Annotated in this window: 18 protein-coding genes; 7 read left to right on the plus strand and 11 right to left on the minus strand. The window is 63.3% G+C overall.

What is annotated here, in order from left to right; genetic code table 11:
- Positions 1-152: 152 nt before the first annotated feature.
- From BEN49_RS24805 to alaS, 4 genes are all read right to left on the minus strand, one after another.
- Complete coding sequence (locus BEN49_RS24805; protein WP_070747721.1) at positions 153-794, minus strand: gluconate 2-dehydrogenase subunit 3 family protein; 642 nt, start codon at positions 792-794, stop codon at positions 153-155.
- A 21-nt stretch (positions 795-815) separates the two neighbouring features.
- The gene (locus BEN49_RS24810; protein WP_070747724.1) at positions 816-2,558 is read right to left on the minus strand and encodes a GMC family oxidoreductase; all 1,743 of its coding nucleotides are present in this window, start codon (positions 2,556-2,558) and stop codon (positions 816-818) included.
- Between the two features lie 15 nt (positions 2,559-2,573).
- Positions 2,574-3,260 carry a 3-keto-disaccharide hydrolase gene (locus BEN49_RS24815; RefSeq protein WP_239692101.1) on the minus strand — a complete coding sequence of 229 codons (687 nt, stop codon included), beginning with the start codon at positions 3,258-3,260 and terminating at the stop codon, positions 2,574-2,576.
- Positions 3,261-3,700: 440 nt separating this feature from the next.
- A complete protein-coding gene (gene alaS, locus BEN49_RS24820; RefSeq protein ID WP_070747729.1) occupies positions 3,701-6,385 on the minus strand; it encodes an alanine--tRNA ligase in 2,685 nt (894 codons plus the stop codon).
- Between the two features lie 166 nt (positions 6,386-6,551).
- On the opposite strand from alaS, the gene BEN49_RS24825 reads away from it, so the two are divergent.
- From BEN49_RS24825 to BEN49_RS24840, 4 genes are all read left to right on the plus strand, one after another.
- Positions 6,552-7,589: a glycoside hydrolase family 53 protein gene (locus BEN49_RS24825; RefSeq protein WP_070747732.1), complete on the plus strand. Its 1,038-nt coding sequence runs from the start codon at positions 6,552-6,554 to the stop codon at positions 7,587-7,589.
- A 12-nt stretch (positions 7,590-7,601) separates the two neighbouring features.
- Positions 7,602-7,955: a MerR family transcriptional regulator gene (locus BEN49_RS24830; RefSeq protein WP_070747735.1), complete on the plus strand. Its 354-nt coding sequence runs from the start codon at positions 7,602-7,604 to the stop codon at positions 7,953-7,955.
- A gap of 171 nt (positions 7,956-8,126) precedes the next feature.
- Positions 8,127-9,260, plus strand: a complete 1,134-nt coding sequence (gene dprA / locus BEN49_RS24835; protein ID WP_239692102.1) for a DNA-processing protein DprA — start codon at positions 8,127-8,129, stop codon at positions 9,258-9,260.
- A 264-nt stretch (positions 9,261-9,524) separates the two neighbouring features.
- Positions 9,525-10,343, plus strand: a complete 819-nt coding sequence (locus BEN49_RS24840) for an aminotransferase class IV (protein WP_070747739.1) — start codon at positions 9,525-9,527, stop codon at positions 10,341-10,343.
- Here the strand turns inward: BEN49_RS24840 and BEN49_RS26200 are convergent.
- Genes BEN49_RS26200 through BEN49_RS24855 form a run of 4 tightly spaced genes read right to left on the minus strand, consistent with a single transcriptional unit; the run spans position 10,321 to position 12,526 of the window.
- The gene (locus tag BEN49_RS26200; protein WP_083326468.1) at positions 10,321-10,812 is read right to left on the minus strand and encodes a TonB family protein; all 492 of its coding nucleotides are present in this window, start codon (positions 10,810-10,812) and stop codon (positions 10,321-10,323) included. The genes BEN49_RS24840 and BEN49_RS26200 overlap by 23 nt on opposite strands.
- A gap of 2 nt (positions 10,813-10,814) precedes the next feature.
- Positions 10,815-11,162: a hypothetical protein gene (locus BEN49_RS24845; protein ID WP_070747742.1), complete on the minus strand. Its 348-nt coding sequence runs from the start codon at positions 11,160-11,162 to the stop codon at positions 10,815-10,817.
- A 42-nt stretch (positions 11,163-11,204) separates the two neighbouring features.
- Positions 11,205-11,723, minus strand: a complete 519-nt coding sequence (locus tag BEN49_RS24850; RefSeq protein ID WP_125917238.1) for a hypothetical protein — start codon at positions 11,721-11,723, stop codon at positions 11,205-11,207.
- A gap of 8 nt (positions 11,724-11,731) precedes the next feature.
- Positions 11,732-12,526: a thymidylate synthase gene (locus BEN49_RS24855; RefSeq protein WP_070747763.1), complete on the minus strand. Its 795-nt coding sequence runs from the start codon at positions 12,524-12,526 to the stop codon at positions 11,732-11,734.
- 84 nt (positions 12,527-12,610) lie between these two features.
- On the opposite strand from BEN49_RS24855, the gene BEN49_RS24860 reads away from it, so the two are divergent.
- The gene (locus BEN49_RS24860) at positions 12,611-13,249 is read left to right on the plus strand and encodes a hypothetical protein (RefSeq protein WP_125917240.1); all 639 of its coding nucleotides are present in this window, start codon (positions 12,611-12,613) and stop codon (positions 13,247-13,249) included.
- A gap of 58 nt (positions 13,250-13,307) precedes the next feature.
- On the opposite strand, the gene BEN49_RS24865 is transcribed toward BEN49_RS24860, so the two are convergent.
- Complete coding sequence (locus BEN49_RS24865; RefSeq protein ID WP_070747751.1) at positions 13,308-13,550, minus strand: hypothetical protein; 243 nt, start codon at positions 13,548-13,550, stop codon at positions 13,308-13,310.
- A gap of 373 nt (positions 13,551-13,923) precedes the next feature.
- On the opposite strand from BEN49_RS24865, the gene BEN49_RS24870 reads away from it, so the two are divergent.
- Positions 13,924-16,002: an efflux RND transporter permease subunit gene (locus BEN49_RS24870; protein ID WP_239692103.1), complete on the plus strand. Its 2,079-nt coding sequence runs from the start codon at positions 13,924-13,926 to the stop codon at positions 16,000-16,002.
- A gap of 85 nt (positions 16,003-16,087) precedes the next feature.
- Here the strand turns inward: BEN49_RS24870 and BEN49_RS24875 are convergent, their stop codons facing one another.
- Together BEN49_RS24875 and BEN49_RS24880 are read right to left on the minus strand one after the other, a co-directional pair.
- Positions 16,088-17,197: a Gfo/Idh/MocA family protein gene (locus BEN49_RS24875; protein WP_070747754.1), complete on the minus strand. Its 1,110-nt coding sequence runs from the start codon at positions 17,195-17,197 to the stop codon at positions 16,088-16,090.
- 153 nt (positions 17,198-17,350) lie between these two features.
- A complete protein-coding gene (locus tag BEN49_RS24880) occupies positions 17,351-17,848 on the minus strand; it encodes a 2OG-Fe(II) oxygenase (RefSeq protein WP_070747757.1) in 498 nt (165 codons plus the stop codon).
- A 123-nt stretch (positions 17,849-17,971) separates the two neighbouring features.
- On the opposite strand from BEN49_RS24880, the gene BEN49_RS24885 reads away from it, so the two are divergent.
- A partial coding sequence (locus BEN49_RS24885) for an oxygenase MpaB family protein (RefSeq protein ID WP_083326469.1) occupies positions 17,972-18,721 on the plus strand: 750 nt, incomplete at its 3' end.

The following is an 18,721-nucleotide window of genomic DNA, read 5'->3' on the forward strand; positions in this document are numbered from 1 at the left end:
CACCGGCCGGCGCCGGGCTCCGGGGCCCCTGGGGGCCCGGTAAACTTCCCGCCCGTGGCGCTAGGCGGCCCAACGAAACAGGGCCCCCGGTAACCTACCAAGTTGGTAGGGTTACCGGGGGCCCTGTTTTGCATCAGTTATTACCGCCGCTGCTAGGTGTCGGATTCCATGCCGTACTGCTTGAGCACGTCGGCGGGCACGCCGGTCCAGCGGTTGGGCGCGTTGCCCACGTAGCCGATGTCGGCCATGCCCATCTTGCTGCTGAAGAAGCCCGTGGCCGTGAGGTCGCGCATGCGGTTGAAGAACGTCACGCCCGGCAGCAGGTCGCGGGTGGCGCGCTTAGGGTAGGCTATTTTGGTCACCATTTCCAGCTGCTGCGGCGCGGCGCAGCCCTTAAACGGCTGGCCGTAGCGCGTGGCGCACTGCAAGTCCAGCCAGCGCAGCCCGCCGCGCAGGGGCAGCTGGTGCTCGGGCATGTCCTTGGCAATGAACTCAATAAACTCAGGCACCTTGGCGTCCGACGCACTCCCCGACTTCGCATCCTTGGGAATGATGATATCCGCTAGGACCGTAATCGTGGCCATTTCGTGCGGCGTGAAGAACGTTTCGGCGTGCAGGGCTTTGTCGCGGGCTATTTCGAAGGGCTGGCGGCCGGCCTCATCGGCGGGCGCTTCGCCCGGCTTGGGGGCCCCGGGCGGGGCCTGGGCCGTATCGGGGCGGCAGCCGCTGTCCAGCAGCAGGCCGGTAGCGAGGGTGGCCAGGCCGATGGCCTTTAAGGATTCGCGTCTTTTCATCGGAAATAATAAGAAAAAAAGCTACAGGCTGGCGCGCTTGCGCTGGTCCAAAATGTACTCGCTGGTGCGCATCGACAGGGCCAGGATGGTCCAGGTGGCGTTTTTATCACCCTGCTGCACAAATGGCGAAGCATCGACCACGAACAGGTTGCGGCAGTCGTGCGCCTGGCACCACTTGTTGAGGGCCGACTTCTTGGGGTCGTCGCCCATGCGCACGGTGCCCACCTCGTGGATGATCTTGCCGGGGGCCTCCAGGCCGTAGTTGGTGTCGGCCCCGGGGATTTTGGAGGTGATGATGCCGCCCATCTCGTGCATGATGGACTGGAAGGTTTCCTGCATGTGCTTGGCCTGCTTCACCTCGGCATCGGTCCACTTGTAGTGGAATTTCAGGACCGGAATACCAAATTTGTCCACCACGTCGGGGTCAATTTCGCAGTAGTTGTCCTCCCGTGCGATGGCCGTGCCCCGGCCCGCCATGCCCACCTGCGTGCCGTAGAAGCGGCGGTAATCGTCCTTCAGCGAAGCGCCGAAGCCGCCGGGCTCCTGCAACTTGCCGTCGCGGCCGGGCACCAGGCCGTTCAGGTTCTGGATGCCCCGGCCGAAGCCGTAGGCGGGCATGTGCATGCCGCCGCCGTACTCGATGTGGTAGCCGCGCGGGAAGTCCAGCTTCTTGTTGTCCAGCCACCACGGCGTGTAGATGTGCACGCTGCCCACCCCGTCCTCGTTGTAGCGCTTGCGGTCCATGAGCTGGGGCAAGAAGCCGCCCAGGCTGGCCCCGGTCGAGTCGTGCAGGTACTTGCCCACCACGCCGCTGCTGTTGGCCAGCCCGTTGGGGTGGTTCACCGATTTCGAGTTGAGCAGCAGCCGCGCCGATTCGCCCGCGCTGGCCCCCAGAATGACGATTTTGGCCTTCACCTGGTACTCCTGCAAGTCGTTTTTGTCGACGTACGACACGCCGGTGGCCAGGCCGTTGGCCCCGGTCAGCACCTCGCGCACCATGGCGTTGGTGATGACCTGTAGGTTGCCGGTTTTCAGGGCCGGAATCACCAGGCACGACGAGGCCGAGAAGTCGCCGTACACCTTGCAGCTGCGCCCGCACTGCCCGCAGAAAAAGCAGGCCCCGCGGTCCTTGTTGCCCGGCAACGCCTCCGTCAGCACCGAGCCCCGGCCGGCAATCACTTTCACGCCCGCCTTGGCCGCGCCTTGCTTGATAAACAACTCGTTGAGGCGGGGCTTGGGCGGCGGCAGGAAGATGCCGTCGGGCTCGTTGGGCAGGCCTTCCACCGTGCCGTACACCCCAATCAGGCGGTCCACCTTGTCGTAGAATGGCTTCACCTCGTCGTAGGTAATGGGCCAGTCGTCGGTCAGGCCGTCCAGCTGGTGGCTCTTGAAATCCAGGGGGCCCATACGCAGCGAAATGCGGCCCCAATGGTTGGTGCGGCCGCCCAGCATGCGCGAGCGGAACCAGTTGAACTCGGTTTTGTCCTTGGTCGTGTACGGCTCGCCTTCCAGCTCCCAGCCTCCAAACGCGGCGTCAAAATCGCCAAACGGCCGGGTGGTGGAGGCCCCCCGGCGCGGCGACTCGTAGGAAAACTTGAGTTGCAGCGCGTCCTTCACGGGGTCGAAAAACGGGCCGGCTTCCAGCATCAGCACCTTCAAGCCGGCGTGGGCCAGCACGTAGCCGGCCATGCCGCCCCCGGCCCCCGAGCCCACCACAATGGCGTCGTACACGGTGGGCGATTCCTTGATTTGAAAATTATCCATGCGTAGCAGCTCAGCTTAAAGTTGCGTGATGGTGATGGCCCGGAAGGCGACCTCGTGGCCGTGGTCTTGCAGGGCGATGTGGCCCTTGGGGTAGGCCCCAAAGTTCTTCCACGTCTTGAATTTGCTGTTCGCCAGCAGGGCGTCCCAAGCGGGGCTGCCCATCTGCACGTCCACAATTTTGGTGTTGTTCAGGAAGAAGGTGAGGTGGCCGTTGTCCTTACGCAGCTTCACCCGGTTCCACTCGCCGGCGGGCTTGGCCACGTCCTTGGCGGGGGCTTGCATGTCGTAGAGCGAGCCGGCCAGGTGGGTGGCCTTCTTGTTGTCCTCGGCGCCCTTGTTGTCAAGCACCTGCATTTCGATGCCCGTTTCGTAGGTGGCCGCGAAGGCCGGGTCCTCGTGCACCCCGAAGATGATGCCGCTGTTGCCCTCCGGCGAGATTTTCCACTCCAAGTTCAGCTCGTAGTTTTCGTACTCGCCGTCCGTCACCAGGTCGCCCTGGCCAGGCGCTTTGGGGTTCAGTTGCAGGGCCCCGTCCACCACTTCCCAGGCCGGCTCGGCGGTGGGCTTGAGGTAGGTGTGCCAGCCGGCGATGGTTTTGCCATCGAACAGGGCTTGCGTTTTGGCCTTGGTGGAGGGAGCTTGCGAGCAAGCTGTCTGACCAAAAATTGCCAGTGCTAAAACGTTTAACTTGAAGGTCATCATGGGTAGGAAAGGGCAGTAGTGTGAAGCGCCTTCGCAGGCAAAATTGTTGCTTTGGCGCTTAAATATATAAACGCAAACGTTTCCAATTGTTACCATCACAACTTATACCACTGATTGGCTGGGCCAACGAGCCGCCGCTTGCACCCGGAGCCGCGCGCCGCCGAGGCCCCATTGGTGCGGCTACGGGTCCCCCTCCTTGCCTGCGCCGCCGCAAAACCATTCTAACCCCAACCCAGCCCGGTTAATACTATTTTCGCGGGGCAGGCCACGGGCCCTTTTGGTTTGAAGGTTCGCTTAAAAGCGCCGCATTAACACGCCTCAGTGCGTCCAAGCAGCCCTCTACACACAACTGCTCTTACCAAATAACGGCGCATGGGGCCCCAGAACCACGCCAAGATTAGCGTCGCCCCGGGGCCCCATGCGTCGTTGCTGAACCCGTGCTAGCGGGTCGCCTGCTCAACCAACCCTTCGGCCTTGGCGATGGCCGCGCCCAGGCCCGCCAGGTTTTTGCCGCCGGCGGTGGCGAAGAACGGCTGGCCGCCGCCGCCGCCCTGGATTTCCTTGGCCAGCTCGCGCACCAACGCCGTGGCGTTGAGCTTGCCGGCTTTGGCCAACTCGTCGTCGAGCATCACGGCCAACTGGGGCTTGCCGTCGATTTCGGCGCCGAGCACCAGCACGAGGTTGGGCACGGCCTGGCGCAGGTTGAAGGCCAGGGTTTTGAGACCCTCGGCACTGGCAGCTTGCACCTGGGCGGCGAGGAAGTTCACGCCGTTCAGCGGCTTCACCTGGCCGGCGAGCTGGTCCTTCTGCTGGTTGATGCTTTGCTGGGCAAACTGCTCGATTTGCTTGCGCAGGGCCCCTATTTCCTCGGTTTGCTTTTCGAGCGACGTCAGCAAATGCTGGGGGTTGCCGAGGGCCTCGCGCACCTGGCCGAGCAGGTCGAGTTGCTGGTCCACGTAGGCTTCGGCGGTGCCGGCCGTCACGGCCTCGATGCGGCGCACACCGGCCCCCACGGCGCTTTCGGCCACGATTTTGAAGTAGCCGATGCTGCCCGTGTTGGCCACGTGCAAGCCCCCGCACAGCTCCACCGAGTAGTATTTGTCGAAGGTAATGACGCGCACGAACTCGCCATACTTCTCGCCGAACAGGGCCATGGCGCCCAGGTTTTTGGCTTCGGCGATGGGCACGTTGCGGCGCTCGTCGAGCGGGATTTGCCGGCGGATGCGCTCGTTGACAATTTGCTCAATCTCGCGAAGCTGCCCTTCCGTCACCTTCGTGAAGTGCGAAAAGTCGAAGCGCAGCAGCTTCTCGTTCACCAGCGAGCCTTTCTGCTGCACGTGGTCGCCGAGCACGCGGCGCAAGGCGGCTTGCAGCAAGTGCGTGGCCGTGTGGTTGTTGCGGATGAGCGTCCGCCGGGCCGCATCGGGCCGCGCCCGGAACTCGGCCGTCAGCTCCTGCGGCAGCTCTAGCACTGTGTGAATGATGAGGTCGTTTTCGCGCTTCGTGTCCAGCACGCGCAACTTATCCAGGTCGCTTTCGAGGTAGCCTGTGTCGCCAATCTGGCCGCCGCTTTCGGCGTAGAACGGCGTCTGGTCGAGCACCAATTGGTACTCGGTCTTGCCCTTTTTGTCGATTTTGCGGTAGCGCAGCAGGCGAGCGGTGGCCTCGTCGTGGTCGTAGCCCACGAACACGTTGGGGCCCTCGGCGTCGGCCACGGTCACCCAGTCGCTCTGCTCGGTTTCCTGGGCGTTGCGGCTGCGGTTTTTCTGCTGGGCCAGCGCCTGCTGGAAACCGGCTTCGTCCACCGTCAGCCCTTTTTCGCGGGCGATGAGTGCCGTGAGGTCCAGCGGAAAGCCAAAGGTGTCGCTCAGCTCGAAGGCCGTGGCACCGTCGATGACGCCGCCGTTGGCGTGAGCGGCTTCCTCCAGCGCATCGAGCCGGCGCAGGCCGGTTTCAAGCGTTTTCAGGAACGCAATTTCCTCTTCCTCAATCACGCGCGTCACGAAAGCCTGCTGGGCTTTTAGCTCGGGAAAGATATTGCGCATCTGGTCGGCCAGCACCGGCACGAGCTTATATAAGAAAGGCTGCTTCTGGTTCAGGCTCGAAAAAGCGTAGCGCACGGCCCGGCGCAGGATGCGGCGGATGACGTAGCCGGCCTTCACGTTGCTCGGCAGCTGGCCGTCGGCGATGGTGAAGGCAATGGCGCGGATGTGGTCGGCCAGCACCCGGATGGCGATGTCGGTTTTCTCGTTTTCGGTGGCCGGCTGGTCGTTCACCGTGGCCGGCGAGGTGCCGTGGTATTCAATGCCTACCTCTTTGGCAATGAACTGGATGAGCGGTTGAAACACGTCGGTGTCGTAGTTCGAGCGCACGCCCGACACGGCCATCATCAGGCGCTCGAAGCCCATGCCGGTGTCCACGCTCTGGGCGGGCAGCTTGATGAGCGACTTGTCGGCCAAGCGCTGGAACTCCATGAACACGTTGTTCCACACCTCCACCACCTGCGGGTGGTCGGCGTTCACCAGCTGGTGGCCCGGGGTTTGGGCGCGCTCCTCGGCGGTGCGCAGGTCCACATGGATTTCGGTGCAGGGGCCGCAGGGGCCCGTGTCGCCCATCTCCCAGAAGTTGTCCTTCTTGTTGCCGGGCAGGATGCGGTCGTCGGTGGTGTACTGGCGCCACAGGGCCTGCGTTTCGGCGTCAGGGCCCAAGCCGTCGCCCTTGTCGCCCTCGAAGTACGTGACGTAGAGCCGGTCTTTCTCGAGCTTAAACACGTCCGTCAGCAGCTCCCAGGCCCAGGCAATGGCGTCCTTTTTGAAGTAGTCGCCAAACGACCAGTTGCCCAGCATCTCGAACATGGTGTGGTGGTAGGTGTCGTAGCCCACCTCCTCCAAATCGTTGTGCTTGCCGCTCACGCGCAGGCACTTCTGCGTATCGGCAATGCGCTTGAACGGCGCGGGGCGGTTGCCCAGAAAGTAGTCTTTAAACGGGGCCATGCCGCTGTTGATGAACAGCAGCGTGGGGTCGTCTTTCACCACCAGCGGGGCCGAGGGCACGATGTGGTGGCCCTTGGAGGCGAAGAAATCGAGGAATTGCTGGCGGACGTGCGCGGCGGTGGGGAGCGACATGGGGAAGCAGAAAAAAGCGAATTAGGGGCCCGCGGCGGTTGTGGGTGGGCCGCGGGGCCGGCCCCGCAAAGGTAGCGCCGGGGCCCCGCGGCCCGGTAGGGCCCGGGCCCCTAACTTGCGGCTTCTGCCTCGCCCCGCCTCTTCCCTTCGCCCTTCCCCGCCCCTGATGCGTTCGTTTTCGCTGAATTTACTGCACCGGCCGCTCGCGCTGGCCGTTTTGCTGCTGCTGGGGGGCGGTGCCGTGGGGGCCTCGGGGCCGCGCCCGCCCCGGCTGGGCAAGGTGCTTGGGGCCGACATTTCCTTCCTGCCCCAGTTGGAGGCCCGGGGCGTGAAGTTCGCCGATAAAACCGGCCCGAAAGACGCCATTCAAATTCTCAAAGAGCACGGCTTCAACTACATCCGGCTGCGCATATTCAATAACCCCGCCGCCGACAGCGGCTACTCGCCCGGCAAAGGGTTCTGCGACCTGCCGCACACCTTGGCGATGGCCAAGCGCGTGCGGGCGGCCGGCCTCAAGCTGCTGCTCGACTTCCACTACTCCGACACCTGGGCCGACCCGCAGAAGCAGTTCAAGCCCTTGGCCTGGAAAGGCTTAAGCGGCCCCGCCCTGGAAGCCGCCGTGTACGACTACACCAAGGAAGTGCTGGGGGCCCTGGCCGCCCAGGGCACGCCGCCCGACATGGTGCAGGTGGGCAACGAAATCAACCACGGCCTGCTGTGGCCCGACGGCGACGTGCAGCATGCCGACAGCCTGACCCGCTTCGACACCCTGGCCGGCCTGGTGAAGGCCGGCATCCGCGCCGTGCGCGAGGCCGACCCCGGGGCCCTGGTGATGCTGCACATTGCGCTGGGCGGCCAAAACCGGCACTCCACGCTGTGGCTCGACCGAATGGCGGCCCGCGGCGTGGCGTTTGACGTCATCGGCGAGTCGTACTACCCCAAGTGGCACGGCACCATCCCAGACCTGAAGGCCAACCTGACCGATTTGGCGAAGCGCTACCCGCAGGACATTGTGGTGGTGGAGTACTCCGAGCGCAAGCGCGAAGTGAACGACGTGGCCTTCGCCTTGCCCGGCGGTAAGGGCAAAGGAACCTTCATTTGGGAGCCGCTGAACACCTGGGAAGCCGTGTTCGACAAGCAGGGCCAGGCCAATGACATGCTGTTGATTTACGACGAAATCAGCCAGAAATACCGCGTAAAATAATCCCACCGCACCATGCCTTACAAAGAGCGCATCATTGAAAAACAATACTTTACCATCGGCGAGGTGGCCGCCCGGTTCAAGGTGGCCGAGTCGCTGGTGCGCTTCTGGGAAACCGAGTTCGACGAGCTAAAACCGCGCCGCAGCAAGAAGGGCAACCGCCTCTACACGCCGCAGGACATCGACACGTTCCGCACCATTTTCCACCTCGTCAAGGAGCGCGGCTATACCATCCCCGGGGCCCGCGAAATGCTCAAGCAGAAGGCCCCCCAGCTCAAGGATAAGATCGACGCCGTGCAGGCCATCGAGCGCGTCCGGGCTTTTTTGGTAAGCCTAAAGAGGGAGCTGGACGTGGCCCGGCCGGAGTAGGGCGGCGGCTACTATTTCAGTTTTGACCTACTGATTCAGTTCTGTCATGCTGACGGAGGAAGCATCTGTTCCCTATTAAACGTAACCGCTCATGAGTGAAAAGATGCTTCCTTCGTCAGCATGACAGACGATTAATTATCAATATTTTATATCTCGACTTATCTCCTATCGATGCCCCAAACGATTACCGACGACTTATTCCACGAACTCGCCCTCACGCTCATTCCCAGCATCGGCCCGCAGATTACGCGGCAGCTGATGAGCTACGGCGGCTCGGCTAAAAACGTGCTGCTGATGCCGCCGGGCAAGCTACGGCGCATCCCCGGCGTGGGGCCCAAAATGGTGGCCAGCCTCACGGGCCCTGAGCGCGTCACGGCCCTGAGCCGCGCCGAAAAGGACCTGCGGCAGGCCGAGAAAGAGGGCGTGGAAATTCTGTTTTACACCAGCAAGCGCTACCCGAACCGCCTCAAGCTCATTGCCGACGCGCCGGTCATCCTGTACTACCAGGGCCCCGCCGACCTCAACGCACCCAAGATCGTGGCGCTCGTCGGCACCCGGCAGTCCACGGAGTACGGGCGCGAGCAAACCGAGCGGATTGTGCAGGGCCTGGTACCGCACCAGCCGCTGGTGGTCAGCGGCTTGGCGTATGGCATCGATATCCTGGCCCACCGCGCCGCTTTGCAGGAGGGCCTGCCCACGGTGGGCGTGATGGCCACCGGCCTCGACGTCATCTACCCCGCCGCGCACCGCAAAACGGCCGAAAAAATGCGCGAAGTGGGCGGTCTGCTCACCGAGTTCCCGTTCGGCACGGGGCCCGACCGGTACAATTTTCCGCAGCGCAACCGCATCATTACCGGCCTAGCCGACGGCACGGTGGTGGTGGAGGCCGCCATCAAGGGCGGGGCCCTCATCACCGCCGAGCTGGCCCTGAGCTACGACCGCGACGTGCTGGCCGTGCCCGGCAACCTGGGCTCATTGGCCTCCGAGGGCTGCAACGCGCTGATTAAAAACAACAAAGCCGCCATCTACACCGAGCCCCGCGACCTGGAAATCATCCTCAACTGGGACGCGGCCCTGCACTCGGGCAAGTTCAAGCCCGCCCCCACCTACTCACCCGACGACTTCAGCCCCGACGAATTCGCCCTCATCGCCGTACTGGCCGCCGCCCCCGGCCGCGAAGCCCAGATGGACGACCTCGCCTGGCGGGCCCAGCTGGCCATTCACGCCGTCGCCGCGCTGCTGCTAGGCCTGGAGTTTCGGGGCGTAGTGCGGGCCCTGCCGGGCAAGAAATTCGTGCTCGCCTAAATCACGGATTTTACAGATTAAGGCGGATTAATCGGATTTTGGGGGCGATTTGGGTGAGCCCTGGTATCCACCTTTGAACCCCGGCCCGGGCTGCCGGCTTTTTCGCCGGCTGCCCGGTAATCGCTAGGGGCCCCGGCCAGTAATTTGGCAGTCGCGAGTGTAGTTTCAAATCGGAAGCGATTTTACTCGTACCACCAAGCACAGCTTGGTGGTACAAGCAGGGGCCCCACCCTTTCACGACTCCCGTTTGCACTCGCCGCCACTATGTTCTTACTTCACAACGGCCAGTTGGTGGCCACCGATTCCTTCGCCCTGCCCCTGCCCAACCGCGGCCTGGCCTTCGGTGACGGCTTTTTTGAAACATTGGTTTTCACGGAAAACCACCTACACTACGCCGCCGACCACCTCGCCCGGATGCAGCAAGCCGCCGCCGCGCTGTACCTGACGCTACCCGATGCCCTAGCCACGCCAGAAGCCCTGGCCGCCACGCTGGGGGCCCTGGCCGCCGCCAAAAGCTTGCCCGCCGCTCGCCTGCGCCTGCAACTGTGGCGCGGCGGCGGCGGCCGCTACACCCCGCCTACCGGTGCCGCCGAGTGGCTGGCCACCGCCGAATCCTTCGCCCCCGACGAATCGCCTATTGCCCAAGCCGGTTTTGCCCAGGAAACGCATTCGCTGTTTTCGCCGCTCAGCTTCTGCAAAGGGCCTCAAGCCTGGCTCTACGTGCGGGCGGCCCACGAGCGCCAACAGCGCGGCCTGGACGAAATCATTCTCTGCGACACCGCCGGGCATGTGGCCGAAGCCGGTGCCGCGGCCATTTTCTGGCTCAAGGATGGGGCCCTGTTCACGCCCGCGCTGGCCAGCGGCTGCGTGGCGGGCGTGCGCCGGGCCCAGGTGCTGCGCGCAGCCCAGGCGCAGGGCCTAGCGTGCCGGGAGGGGATTTTTGCGAAAGAAGAGTTGCTGGCGGCCGACGCGGTTTTCACGGCCAATGTGGCGGCGGTACGGGTGGTGCATAAAATTCAAACGACCAAATTTACTTCACCTGATGAACTGCTTTTCCAGACTATCGCCCGATGGAATAATTAATAGGTATTGTGATTGTATCTATTGTTCCGATTTTAGGTTCGAATTTTATGGCGCTTATGACCCGAATAGACTCAGTATCCAACGCTTCGACTACCCCATTTTGATTGTTGGCCGTTGTGCTGCGCCTTATAACATCCATTTTGATTGGCTTGCCATCCGGCGCTATAATCACGCGAACGAAAATTATGCCTTCCACCCCATCTTTCTCTGCTATGAAAGGGTATTTTGCTTGGCTTTGAATGGTTCGCAGCAACTGAATATTCGCTTTCTTTCTGGCCATTGAATCAGCGTTATGCCAAAACCTGGGCAGCACCGCCGGGAGGGGTGGCTCCTTCTCTTTTACCGGTACGGGAGGTTTAGGGCTTTGTAAGTGGACCGCCATTCCTGGTGCAGCATAAACCTCTCCTGTTCCTTGCGCCTTCGCTGAGACACCGTAGCAGAACAAAAGAACAAACAAGTGGTGCTTCATATTTACCAGTGAAAATCCTGTAAACCAAATAGCTTACCAACGCCGTAGAGGACCGCACCTACCCCCATTATTGCCAGCACAATCAACAGCCCCGCGGTTGAGTATTCCGCGGTAAGTAGCGTACGCTGCCGGCCCAAGCGGTGCAGTTCTACTGGCCCGTGAATTCGCCACAATTCTCCGAAAGCGTTGTCACTTTTCCACCACGCACCCGCCCAGCCAATGCCGAGCAGCAGGGGATAAAACACAATGTGCACACCCCACGCCAGGGCCACCAACAGGGCCCCCAGCAAGGGTTGTAAAATCATATCGACTAGGACATCACCGAGGAAACCGAGCAGTTCGCCTAACATGGCGGCAAGGTATTGCGCAACGCGCAACTTGACTTGGGGCCCCTACTCCGCGATGAAGCGGATGGGCACGAGCAGCGAATCCTGCGCGGCTTTGGAGCGCACGAAGCGCAGAGCCCCCAGCACCCGCTGGGCCTCGGCGTCGAGGGCGTGGAGGGCGGTGGGGAGGTAGGCACTTTCGGGTTGGGCCAGCTCGCGCTTGGTGACGCGCGGGGGCTGGCGCACCGAGCCGTCGGGCCGCACTTGGATGCTCACCAGCAGGCGGCCGGTGGGCAGCAGGGCGTTGGGCTGGGCGGCCGTGGGCCGGGCCGCTTCCGGAAACTTGGCCTGCGCCGACACAAAGTCGAAAAACTTGTTGCGGCCCGCCGACTGCCGCTCGGGGTCGGGCTCGTGCCAGAAGCGCGGCAGCACGGGCGATACCAGCTTAGCCGGCCCCGGGGCGGGCGGCGGCTCGCGGCGCTGTGGCAGCATCGGGAAGCCGGGGGCGGCGTATTGGGCGCGGGCGGGCCGGGCGGCCAGTAATCCGCATCCCGCTAATACCAGCCCGATTATCCAGTTTTTCATTCGGATCGTTATACGGCCACCGGGGCCTTGATGGCCGGCCACGGGTCGTAATTCTCCAGCTTAAAGTCGTCGTACTGGAAGCCGAAGATATCAGTTACGGCCGGGTTGAGGCGCATCTGGGGCAGCGGGCGCGGGGCGCGGGTGAGCTGCAACTCGGCCTGTTCCAGGTGGTTGCTGTACAAATGCGTGTCGCCGCCGGTCCAGATGAACTCACCTGGTTGCAGGCCCGTCACCTGGGCCACCATCAGCGTGAGCAGCGCGTAGGAGGCGATGTTGAACGGGACGCCCAGGAATACGTCGGCCGAACGCTGGTAGAGCTGGCACGAGAGCCGGCCGTCTGCTACGTAAAACTGGAACAGGGCGTGGCAGGCGGGCAGCTTCATGGCGGGCAGGTCGGCCACGTTCCAGGCCGACACCACCATGCGGCGTGAGTCGGGCGAGGTTTTGAGCTGGTGGATGATCTGGCTAATCTGGTCGATGTGGCCGCCGTGGCCGTCGGGCCACGAGCGCCACTGGTGGCCGTACACGGGGCCCAAATTGCCGTCGGCGTCGGCCCACTCGTCCCAGATTTTCACGCCGTGGTCCTTTAAGTAGGCAATGTTGGTGTCGCCCTGCAAGAACCACAGCAATTCGTGGATGATGCTCTTCAAATGCACCTTTTTGGTGGTGACGAGCGGGAAGCCCTCGGCCAGGTCGAACCGCATCTGGGGCCCAAAAATCGACTTGGTGCCGGTGCCAGTGCGGTCGGTTTTAACGGTGCCGTGGTCGAGGATTTGGCGAAGGAGAGCTTGGTATTGGCGCATGTTGAAAAGCAGGTACGCATGGCAAGCAGATTGCCACGGGGCCCAAAAATACGGCGCAGCGGCAGGCCAATCTTTTTTCGGGTTTTGCACCGTCAATCAGCAAACCGCCGCATTATTTTTGGCTTCATGAATGAAGCACTACAACTGCCTCTGTACAAACGCTACGCGCCGCTACTGCCCGTGCTGGTCCTGGCAGGCTGCTGCATCAGCACCATCGTCACCGCTCTGGGGGGCACCGTGGAGTTAGACGGCACTACCTATGGTTTTGCGCTGACTACCAAGCACTACGGGGCCCTCGCAGCTACGGCGGCTTCTGTAGTTTCATTTTTTTGGCTGCGAAAATATTATAAATATTTCCTGGCTTTGATTTTTGTGCTGGGATTTTGCGGCCTGATCAATTTCACAGTTACTCAAACGAGTGTAGGCATTGGGTTTGACGAGCTTCGTATCGGTTTGAGCCCACTCATGCTGCTATTTGGCGTGCTGGTCTACGCTACCAATAGCAAGAAAATCAATCGTTTCCTTGCAGCCCTAGTCAAACCATCAGACAAGAAAATTGCCCAGCAGCAGCAAGAGGAAGTAGAGGAGTTTAAGAGGAAATTCTCTCGAAAATCAACCGAAGAGCTGGAGCAAATTGTAGCGGACAACAAATTGGTAGCGAATGCACTATCCGCCGCCCGGCAACTGTTGCGCGAGCGAGGCGACGCTAAAATCGTAGCCTAAACAAAAAGGGCCGCTCTTCACCAGAGCGGCCCTTCTCACGCGCACAAACGCGCAATCCTTACATCGTTTTGGCCATCGGCTTGGAAGCGGCGGGGGCCCCGGCGGTTTTAGCGGCGGCCATTTTGGCGCGGCAGCAGGCGGGCATGCCGGCCATGTTGCCGGTGGCCATGCCTTTGGTGCACTGGGTGGCGGCCATGCCGGTGCAGTTGTCTTTCTTGGCGGCGGGCTTGCCGGGGCCCGTGTGGGCGAAGACGGTGGCGCTGGTGGCGAACAGGGCGAGGGCGAGCAGGGTATTCTTCACGGCTGGAAAAGGAAATGAGTGGATAGAAACAAAAGGAGGAAAGCGGGCGTTTTCGACCCGCCGCTACGCAAGATAGCACGCGCGGCCGACACTGTGGCGCGGCCGGCCGGGGCCCCGCTTTTCCCGCAAAACCTGGTTTTGCGCCCCTTCCGTTTATGTCCCTTCGCCGCTCCGCTTACTTCGCCCTGCTCGTGCTGGGGCTGCTCTCCGCTCTCAGCGCCTTTTACGTGGCCCAGCTGCGGTTCAACTACAATTTCAACGACTTCTACCCCGCCGGCACCCCGACCTGGACTACTACCAGGGCTACACCAAGCGCTTCGGCAACGACAACGACTACCTGCTGCTGGGCCTGGAGGCCCCCCGGGGCCGTACCGTGTTCGACGCCGATTTCCTGGGCCGCGTCGATTCGCTCACGCGGCTGGCCCAGCGGCAGCGGCACGTGGTGGCCGTCACCTCCCCCACCACCCTGGCCAACCCCGTGGTGGAGGGCCTGGGCTTCTTCAACCTGCCCTACCTGCGCCCGGGCGCTTACCGCGCCGACCCCACCCAGCGGGCCCGCGACTCCACCCTGATTTACCGCACGCCGGGCTTGGTGGGCAACGTGTTCAGCCCCAACGCCCGGGCCGTGGCCCTGGTGGTGCAAACCACGCCCGACCTCAAAAAGCCGCCCGGCGATTCGCTGCTGGCCGTGCTGCGCGGGGGCCTGAAGCGCTACGGCTTCCCCGAAAGCAGCTACCACCTGGCGGGCCGCGCCGTGGCCCAGTCGGTGTTCGTGGACCGGCTCCAGCGCGAGTTGGCGGTGTTCATGAGCCTCTCGGTGCTGCTCGTGACGGGGCTGCTGTGGTTCACGTTTCGCACCTGGTGGGGCGTGGTGCTGCCGCTGGTGGTGGTGCTGGGGGCCATTTTGTGGGGCCTGGGCGTGATGGGGGCCTGCGGGGTGCGCATCGACCTGATGACGGCCCTGCTGCCGGTGATGATGTTCGTGGTGGGCACCTCCGACACGGTGCACATCATCACGCGCTACGTGGCCGAGCTGGGCTACGGGGCCAGCAAAAAGGATGCCCTGTGGGTCACCATCAAGGAATCGGGGTTTGGCTCGGCACTGTCGGCCGTGACAACCAGCCTGGGCTTTTTCACGCTGATGACCAGCTCCATCCGGCCCATCTACAACTTTGGGCTGTTCACGGGCATCGCCGTGCTGCTGGCGTTCGTGCTCAGCTTCACGCTGTTGCCGGCGCTGCTCACGCTCCTTAAGAAGCCGCAGCTGCGGGTGGCGCGCAGCCAGGGCCACAGCTGGGACGGCGTGCTGAGCCGCCTGTTCCGGCAGGTGCTGGCGCGGCGGCGGCTCATTTTCGTGGTCAGCGGGCTGGTGGTGGCGGCCTCCATCGGGCTGGCCACGCGGGTGCACATCAACTCCATGCTGCTCGACGATTTGTCGAAGAACGACCCCGTGCGGCAGGATTTTTTCTTTTTTGAGAAGCAGTTCGCCGGCGTGCGGCCCTTCGAGCTGGAGCTGAAGCCGGCCCCCGGCCGCACCGTGTACGACCTAGCCGTGCTGCGCGAAACCGCCCGCATCGAGGACTACCTGCGGGGGCCCTACGGCCTGCGCTTCGCCGCCTCGCCGGTCACGCTCGTCAAGTCGGTGCGCAAGGCGCTGCACGGCGGCGGGCTCGAAGCGTACCGCCTGCCCGCCGACTCGGCCGAGCTGCGCGGGCTGCAAAGCAAGCTGCGCCTGTTCCGCAAGAAACCCGAGTTTAGGGCCCTGGTGCTGCCCGACGGCAGCGCCGGCCGCCTCACCGGCCGCATGGCCGACGTGGGCAGCATCCGGGCCGACGCGCTGAACGCCGGGCTGCGCCAGTTCCTGCGCACCCGCATCGACTCCACGGTGCTGGGCACGCGCCTCACGGGCTCGTCGAACCTGATTGACAAGAACAACGAGAACCTGACGCTCAACATGATAACCGGCATGAGCATCGATATCCTCATGGTCACGCTCATCGTGCTGGCGCTGTTCAAATCGTTCAAAATGACCATCATCGTGCTCATCCCCAACCTGGTGCCCATCCTCATCGTGGCCGGCGTGATGGGCCTGGCCGGCGTGAGCATGAAGGTGAGCACGAGCATCATCTTCACCATCGCCTTCGGCATCGCGGTGGACGACACTATCCACTTCATCAGCAAGTTGCGCCTCACCCTGGCCCACGAAACGTCCGTGTTCCGGGCCGTGCGCCACACTTACCTGCTGGCCGGCAAAGCCGTCATCGTCACGTCGCTGATTCTGGTCGGCGGCTTCTCCACGCTGCTGTTTTCGTCCTTTGACGGCACATTCTACGTCGGCTTCCTCATCGGCCTCACGCTGCTCTTCGGCGTGGTGGCCGAGCTTACGCTGCTGCCGCTGCTGATTCTGTTCTTCTACAAGCGCAAGCCAGTCATTGAAAAGGTGCTGAATTAGGGCCCCGGGGAAGAACATACCGGACGCAAGTAGGGCCCCAGCGACGCATCGCTGGGCCCTACTTGCGTCCGGCAGCCGGGCGTTTTTACTTCGCGAGGTACACCGTTTTGCCTTCCTTGGCCGACTGCCGGGCGGCTTCCAGAATCTCCACCACTACCAGGTTGGTGGGCAGCGCGGAGAGCACGTCTTCCGGGGCGGTGCCGCGCACCACGGCCGCCAGGTAGGCAAACGGCTCGTCGTAGGGCGCCGGGGGCGCGGGGGCGGTCAGGTCCTGGGCCGGCTGCTTTTCGCTGAGCCGCACGCGCATGTGACTGCCGTCGACGGTAAACACGGCGCCCGTTTGGCCGTAAATTTCCATGTCCTTGCGCGCATACGGCCAGTTCCACGACGCCTGGATGACGCCCTCGGCCCCGGGGTAGTTCACGAGAATCGTGGCGTCGTCGTCCACTTTGGGGTACACCGCGGGCTTGAGCTGCCGCGTGACGGCCGTGACCGACGTGGGCCGGGCGCCGTGCATGAGCCACGTGAGCAGGTCGGCGCCGTAGCAGCCAAAATCGATGAGGGCCCCACCGCCGTTTTGCACCGGGTCCGTCAGCCAGTCCAGGAATTCCTTGTTCACGTTGATTTCCTGGGGCCCCTGGTGGCCGTCGTGCACCACCACTTTGCGGATTTCGCCGATGGCTTTTTCCTGATCCACCAGCTCGTAGGCCCGGCGGTTGGAGCCGTACCAGGTGGTTTCGTAGTTGGTGAGCAGGTGGATGTGGTGCTTCGTGGCCAGGGCGGCCATCTGGCGGGCGTGGTCCACGCTCACGGCCAGCGGCTTCTCCACCATCACGTGGATGCCGCGCGGCGCGCAGGCCTGCACCACGGCCAGGTGCTCGTAGATGCTGCCAAACGCCGTAACGGCTTCGGGCTTGGTTTTCTTCAACATCTCATCCAGCGAGCTGTACACCAGCTTCATACTGAACCCGTACTGCTTGGCCAGGCGCTCGGCCAGCGCCCGGTTGGGCTCGGCGATACCCACAATTTCAAGGTCGCCCCGCTTGGCGCGGCCCAGGATGCCGTGCACGTGGGCGTGGGTGAGGCCCGCCACGCCCACCCGCACGGGCCCGGCGGGCTTGGTTTGGGCCCCGGCGGGCGGGCTGGTGGTTAGCAAAAACAACAGGGAAAAGAGCGCAGCAAGGGTACGGAGCATGGGCTTAGGGCTTGGATGTTGGCGTGGAAAGGTAGCAGTATTTCGCGGCCACGCGGCCCCGCGCTGCTGCTGCTCCAACCCGGCCCCTGCCCTGGGGCCCTACGGGGCCGCCGTGCGGTACATCACGTCGGAGCGCAGCACATACTTCACGCCCTACGTCACTTCGCTGCCTTCGTGAAATAAGCTGTGCAGAAAAATGAGCGCCATGCCCTGCCGGGGCCGGATGCGCAGCCCCCGAAACGTGGTGTCGCCGCCCTGGAAGTTGTCGTTCAGGTACACCATGAACGTGAAGTAGCTCGCCTCGACCGCGTTGCGAACGTAGCTCTCGTCGAAATGCCCCCGGAACTGGTGGCCCCGCTGGTAGCGGTAGAACCGAAATAACTCGTTGAGGCCCAGGGCCTGGCTGTGGCCCAGTTGCGCGGGCACAAACGGCTGGGCTTTTTGCCACAGCGCCTGGGCCAAATCCTCGCTCGCGTGAAAAGCCCGGCTGTTGTTGCGAATGTCGGTGCGCACCCGGCTGCCGCCGGCGGTGTTCACTTTAGCCAACTCGTAGCCAATTTTTTCGCTCAGCACAATGTTCTCTAGGCATTCCGGCCGGGTCATAAAATCCTCAACGGTGAAGATGTTATCCGTTAACTGCGTGTATTTCATGGCGCAAAATAACTACCGTCCACCGCACGGTCTGCCCGCGGGGCCCCCGAATAATTGCGCCCGCAGCGAATCAATATTCAGAGGATTCAAGCTTAACTTTGCAATTCAAAGTTCTTTTATAATATGAGTACGACTTATTTCGTGGCCCCCGGCTCCATCGTGCGCCGCATCTGGGGCACGGCCGATACGGTGCTGTTCATCTTCGCCGGGGCCGCGGCCGAATTTGCCCTCAACCAGGCCGTGGACTGGCTATACTTCACCGGGCGGCTGCCGGCCGACCCGCTGGGCCGCTTGTTTTCGACGGTGGACTACGCCCGCCGCATCGTGTTTGCCGACCGCGCCGGGGCAGAGCGGGCCATTGACGCCATGGCTGCCATCCACGCGGCGGTGGAGGCCAAGCGCGGCCGGCCCATCCCCGCCGGGGCCTACCGCGACGTGCTGTTCCTACTCATCGCCTACTCCATCCGGGCCTTCGAGGTGCTGGAGCGCCCCCTCACGGGCCCCGAGCGCGAGGAAATTGTGGCCGTGTTTTGCCGCGTGGGCCAGCGCATGGGCATCCCCGAGCTGCCCACGGGCTACGCCGCGTGGCAGGCCGCCCGGGCCCAGCACCTGGCCGCGCACCTCGTGCCCAGCCCCTACACCGCGGACCTGTACCGCCAGTACCGCCGCCACTTGGGGCCCCTGCGCTACCCGCTGCTGCTGGAGCGCCCCTCACGGGCCCCGAGCGCGAGGAAATTGTGGCCGTGTTTGCCGCGTGGCCAGCGCATGGGCATCCCCCGAGCTGCCCACGGGCTACGCCGCGTGGCAGGCCGCCCGGGCCCAGCACCTGGCCGCGCACCTCGTGCCCAGCCCCTACACCGCGGACCTGTACCG

It is taken from the genome of Hymenobacter coccineus (genome assembly GCF_001816125.1).
Taxonomy (GTDB): domain Bacteria; phylum Bacteroidota; class Bacteroidia; order Cytophagales; family Hymenobacteraceae; genus Hymenobacter; species Hymenobacter coccineus.

What these genes read in the sequence shown, in the direction of transcription:
- BEN49_RS24805 (WP_070747721.1), bottom strand. Translation starts at nt 794, where the DNA reads ATGAAAAGACGCGAATCCTTAAAGGCCATCGGCCTGGCCACCCTCGCT.
- BEN49_RS24810 (WP_070747724.1), bottom strand. Translation starts at nt 2,558, where the DNA reads ATGGATAATTTTCAAATCAAGGAATCGCCCACCGTGTACGACGCCATT.
- BEN49_RS24815 (WP_239692101.1), bottom strand. Translation starts at nt 3,260, where the DNA reads ATGATGACCTTCAAGTTAAACGTTTTAGCACTGGCAATTTTTGGTCAG.
- alaS (WP_070747729.1), bottom strand. Translation starts at nt 6,385, where the DNA reads ATGTCGCTCCCCACCGCCGCGCACGTCCGCCAGCAATTCCTCGATTTC.
- BEN49_RS24825 (WP_070747732.1), top strand. Translation starts at nt 6,552, where the DNA reads ATGCGTTCGTTTTCGCTGAATTTACTGCACCGGCCGCTCGCGCTGGCC.
- BEN49_RS24830 (WP_070747735.1), top strand. Translation starts at nt 7,602, where the DNA reads ATGCCTTACAAAGAGCGCATCATTGAAAAACAATACTTTACCATCGGC.
- dprA (WP_239692102.1), top strand. Translation starts at nt 8,127, where the DNA reads ATGCCCCAAACGATTACCGACGACTTATTCCACGAACTCGCCCTCACG.
- BEN49_RS24840 (WP_070747739.1), top strand. Translation starts at nt 9,525, where the DNA reads ATGTTCTTACTTCACAACGGCCAGTTGGTGGCCACCGATTCCTTCGCC.
- BEN49_RS26200 (WP_083326468.1), bottom strand. Translation starts at nt 10,812, where the DNA reads ATGAAGCACCACTTGTTTGTTCTTTTGTTCTGCTACGGTGTCTCAGCG.
- BEN49_RS24845 (WP_070747742.1), bottom strand. Translation starts at nt 11,162, where the DNA reads ATGTTAGGCGAACTGCTCGGTTTCCTCGGTGATGTCCTAGTCGATATG.
- BEN49_RS24850 (WP_125917238.1), bottom strand. Translation starts at nt 11,723, where the DNA reads ATGAAAAACTGGATAATCGGGCTGGTATTAGCGGGATGCGGATTACTG.
- BEN49_RS24855 (WP_070747763.1), bottom strand. Translation starts at nt 12,526, where the DNA reads ATGCGCCAATACCAAGCTCTCCTTCGCCAAATCCTCGACCACGGCACC.
- BEN49_RS24875 (WP_070747754.1), bottom strand. Translation starts at nt 17,197, where the DNA reads ATGCTCCGTACCCTTGCTGCGCTCTTTTCCCTGTTGTTTTTGCTAACC.
- BEN49_RS24880 (WP_070747757.1), bottom strand. Translation starts at nt 17,848, where the DNA reads ATGAAATACACGCAGTTAACGGATAACATCTTCACCGTTGAGGATTTT.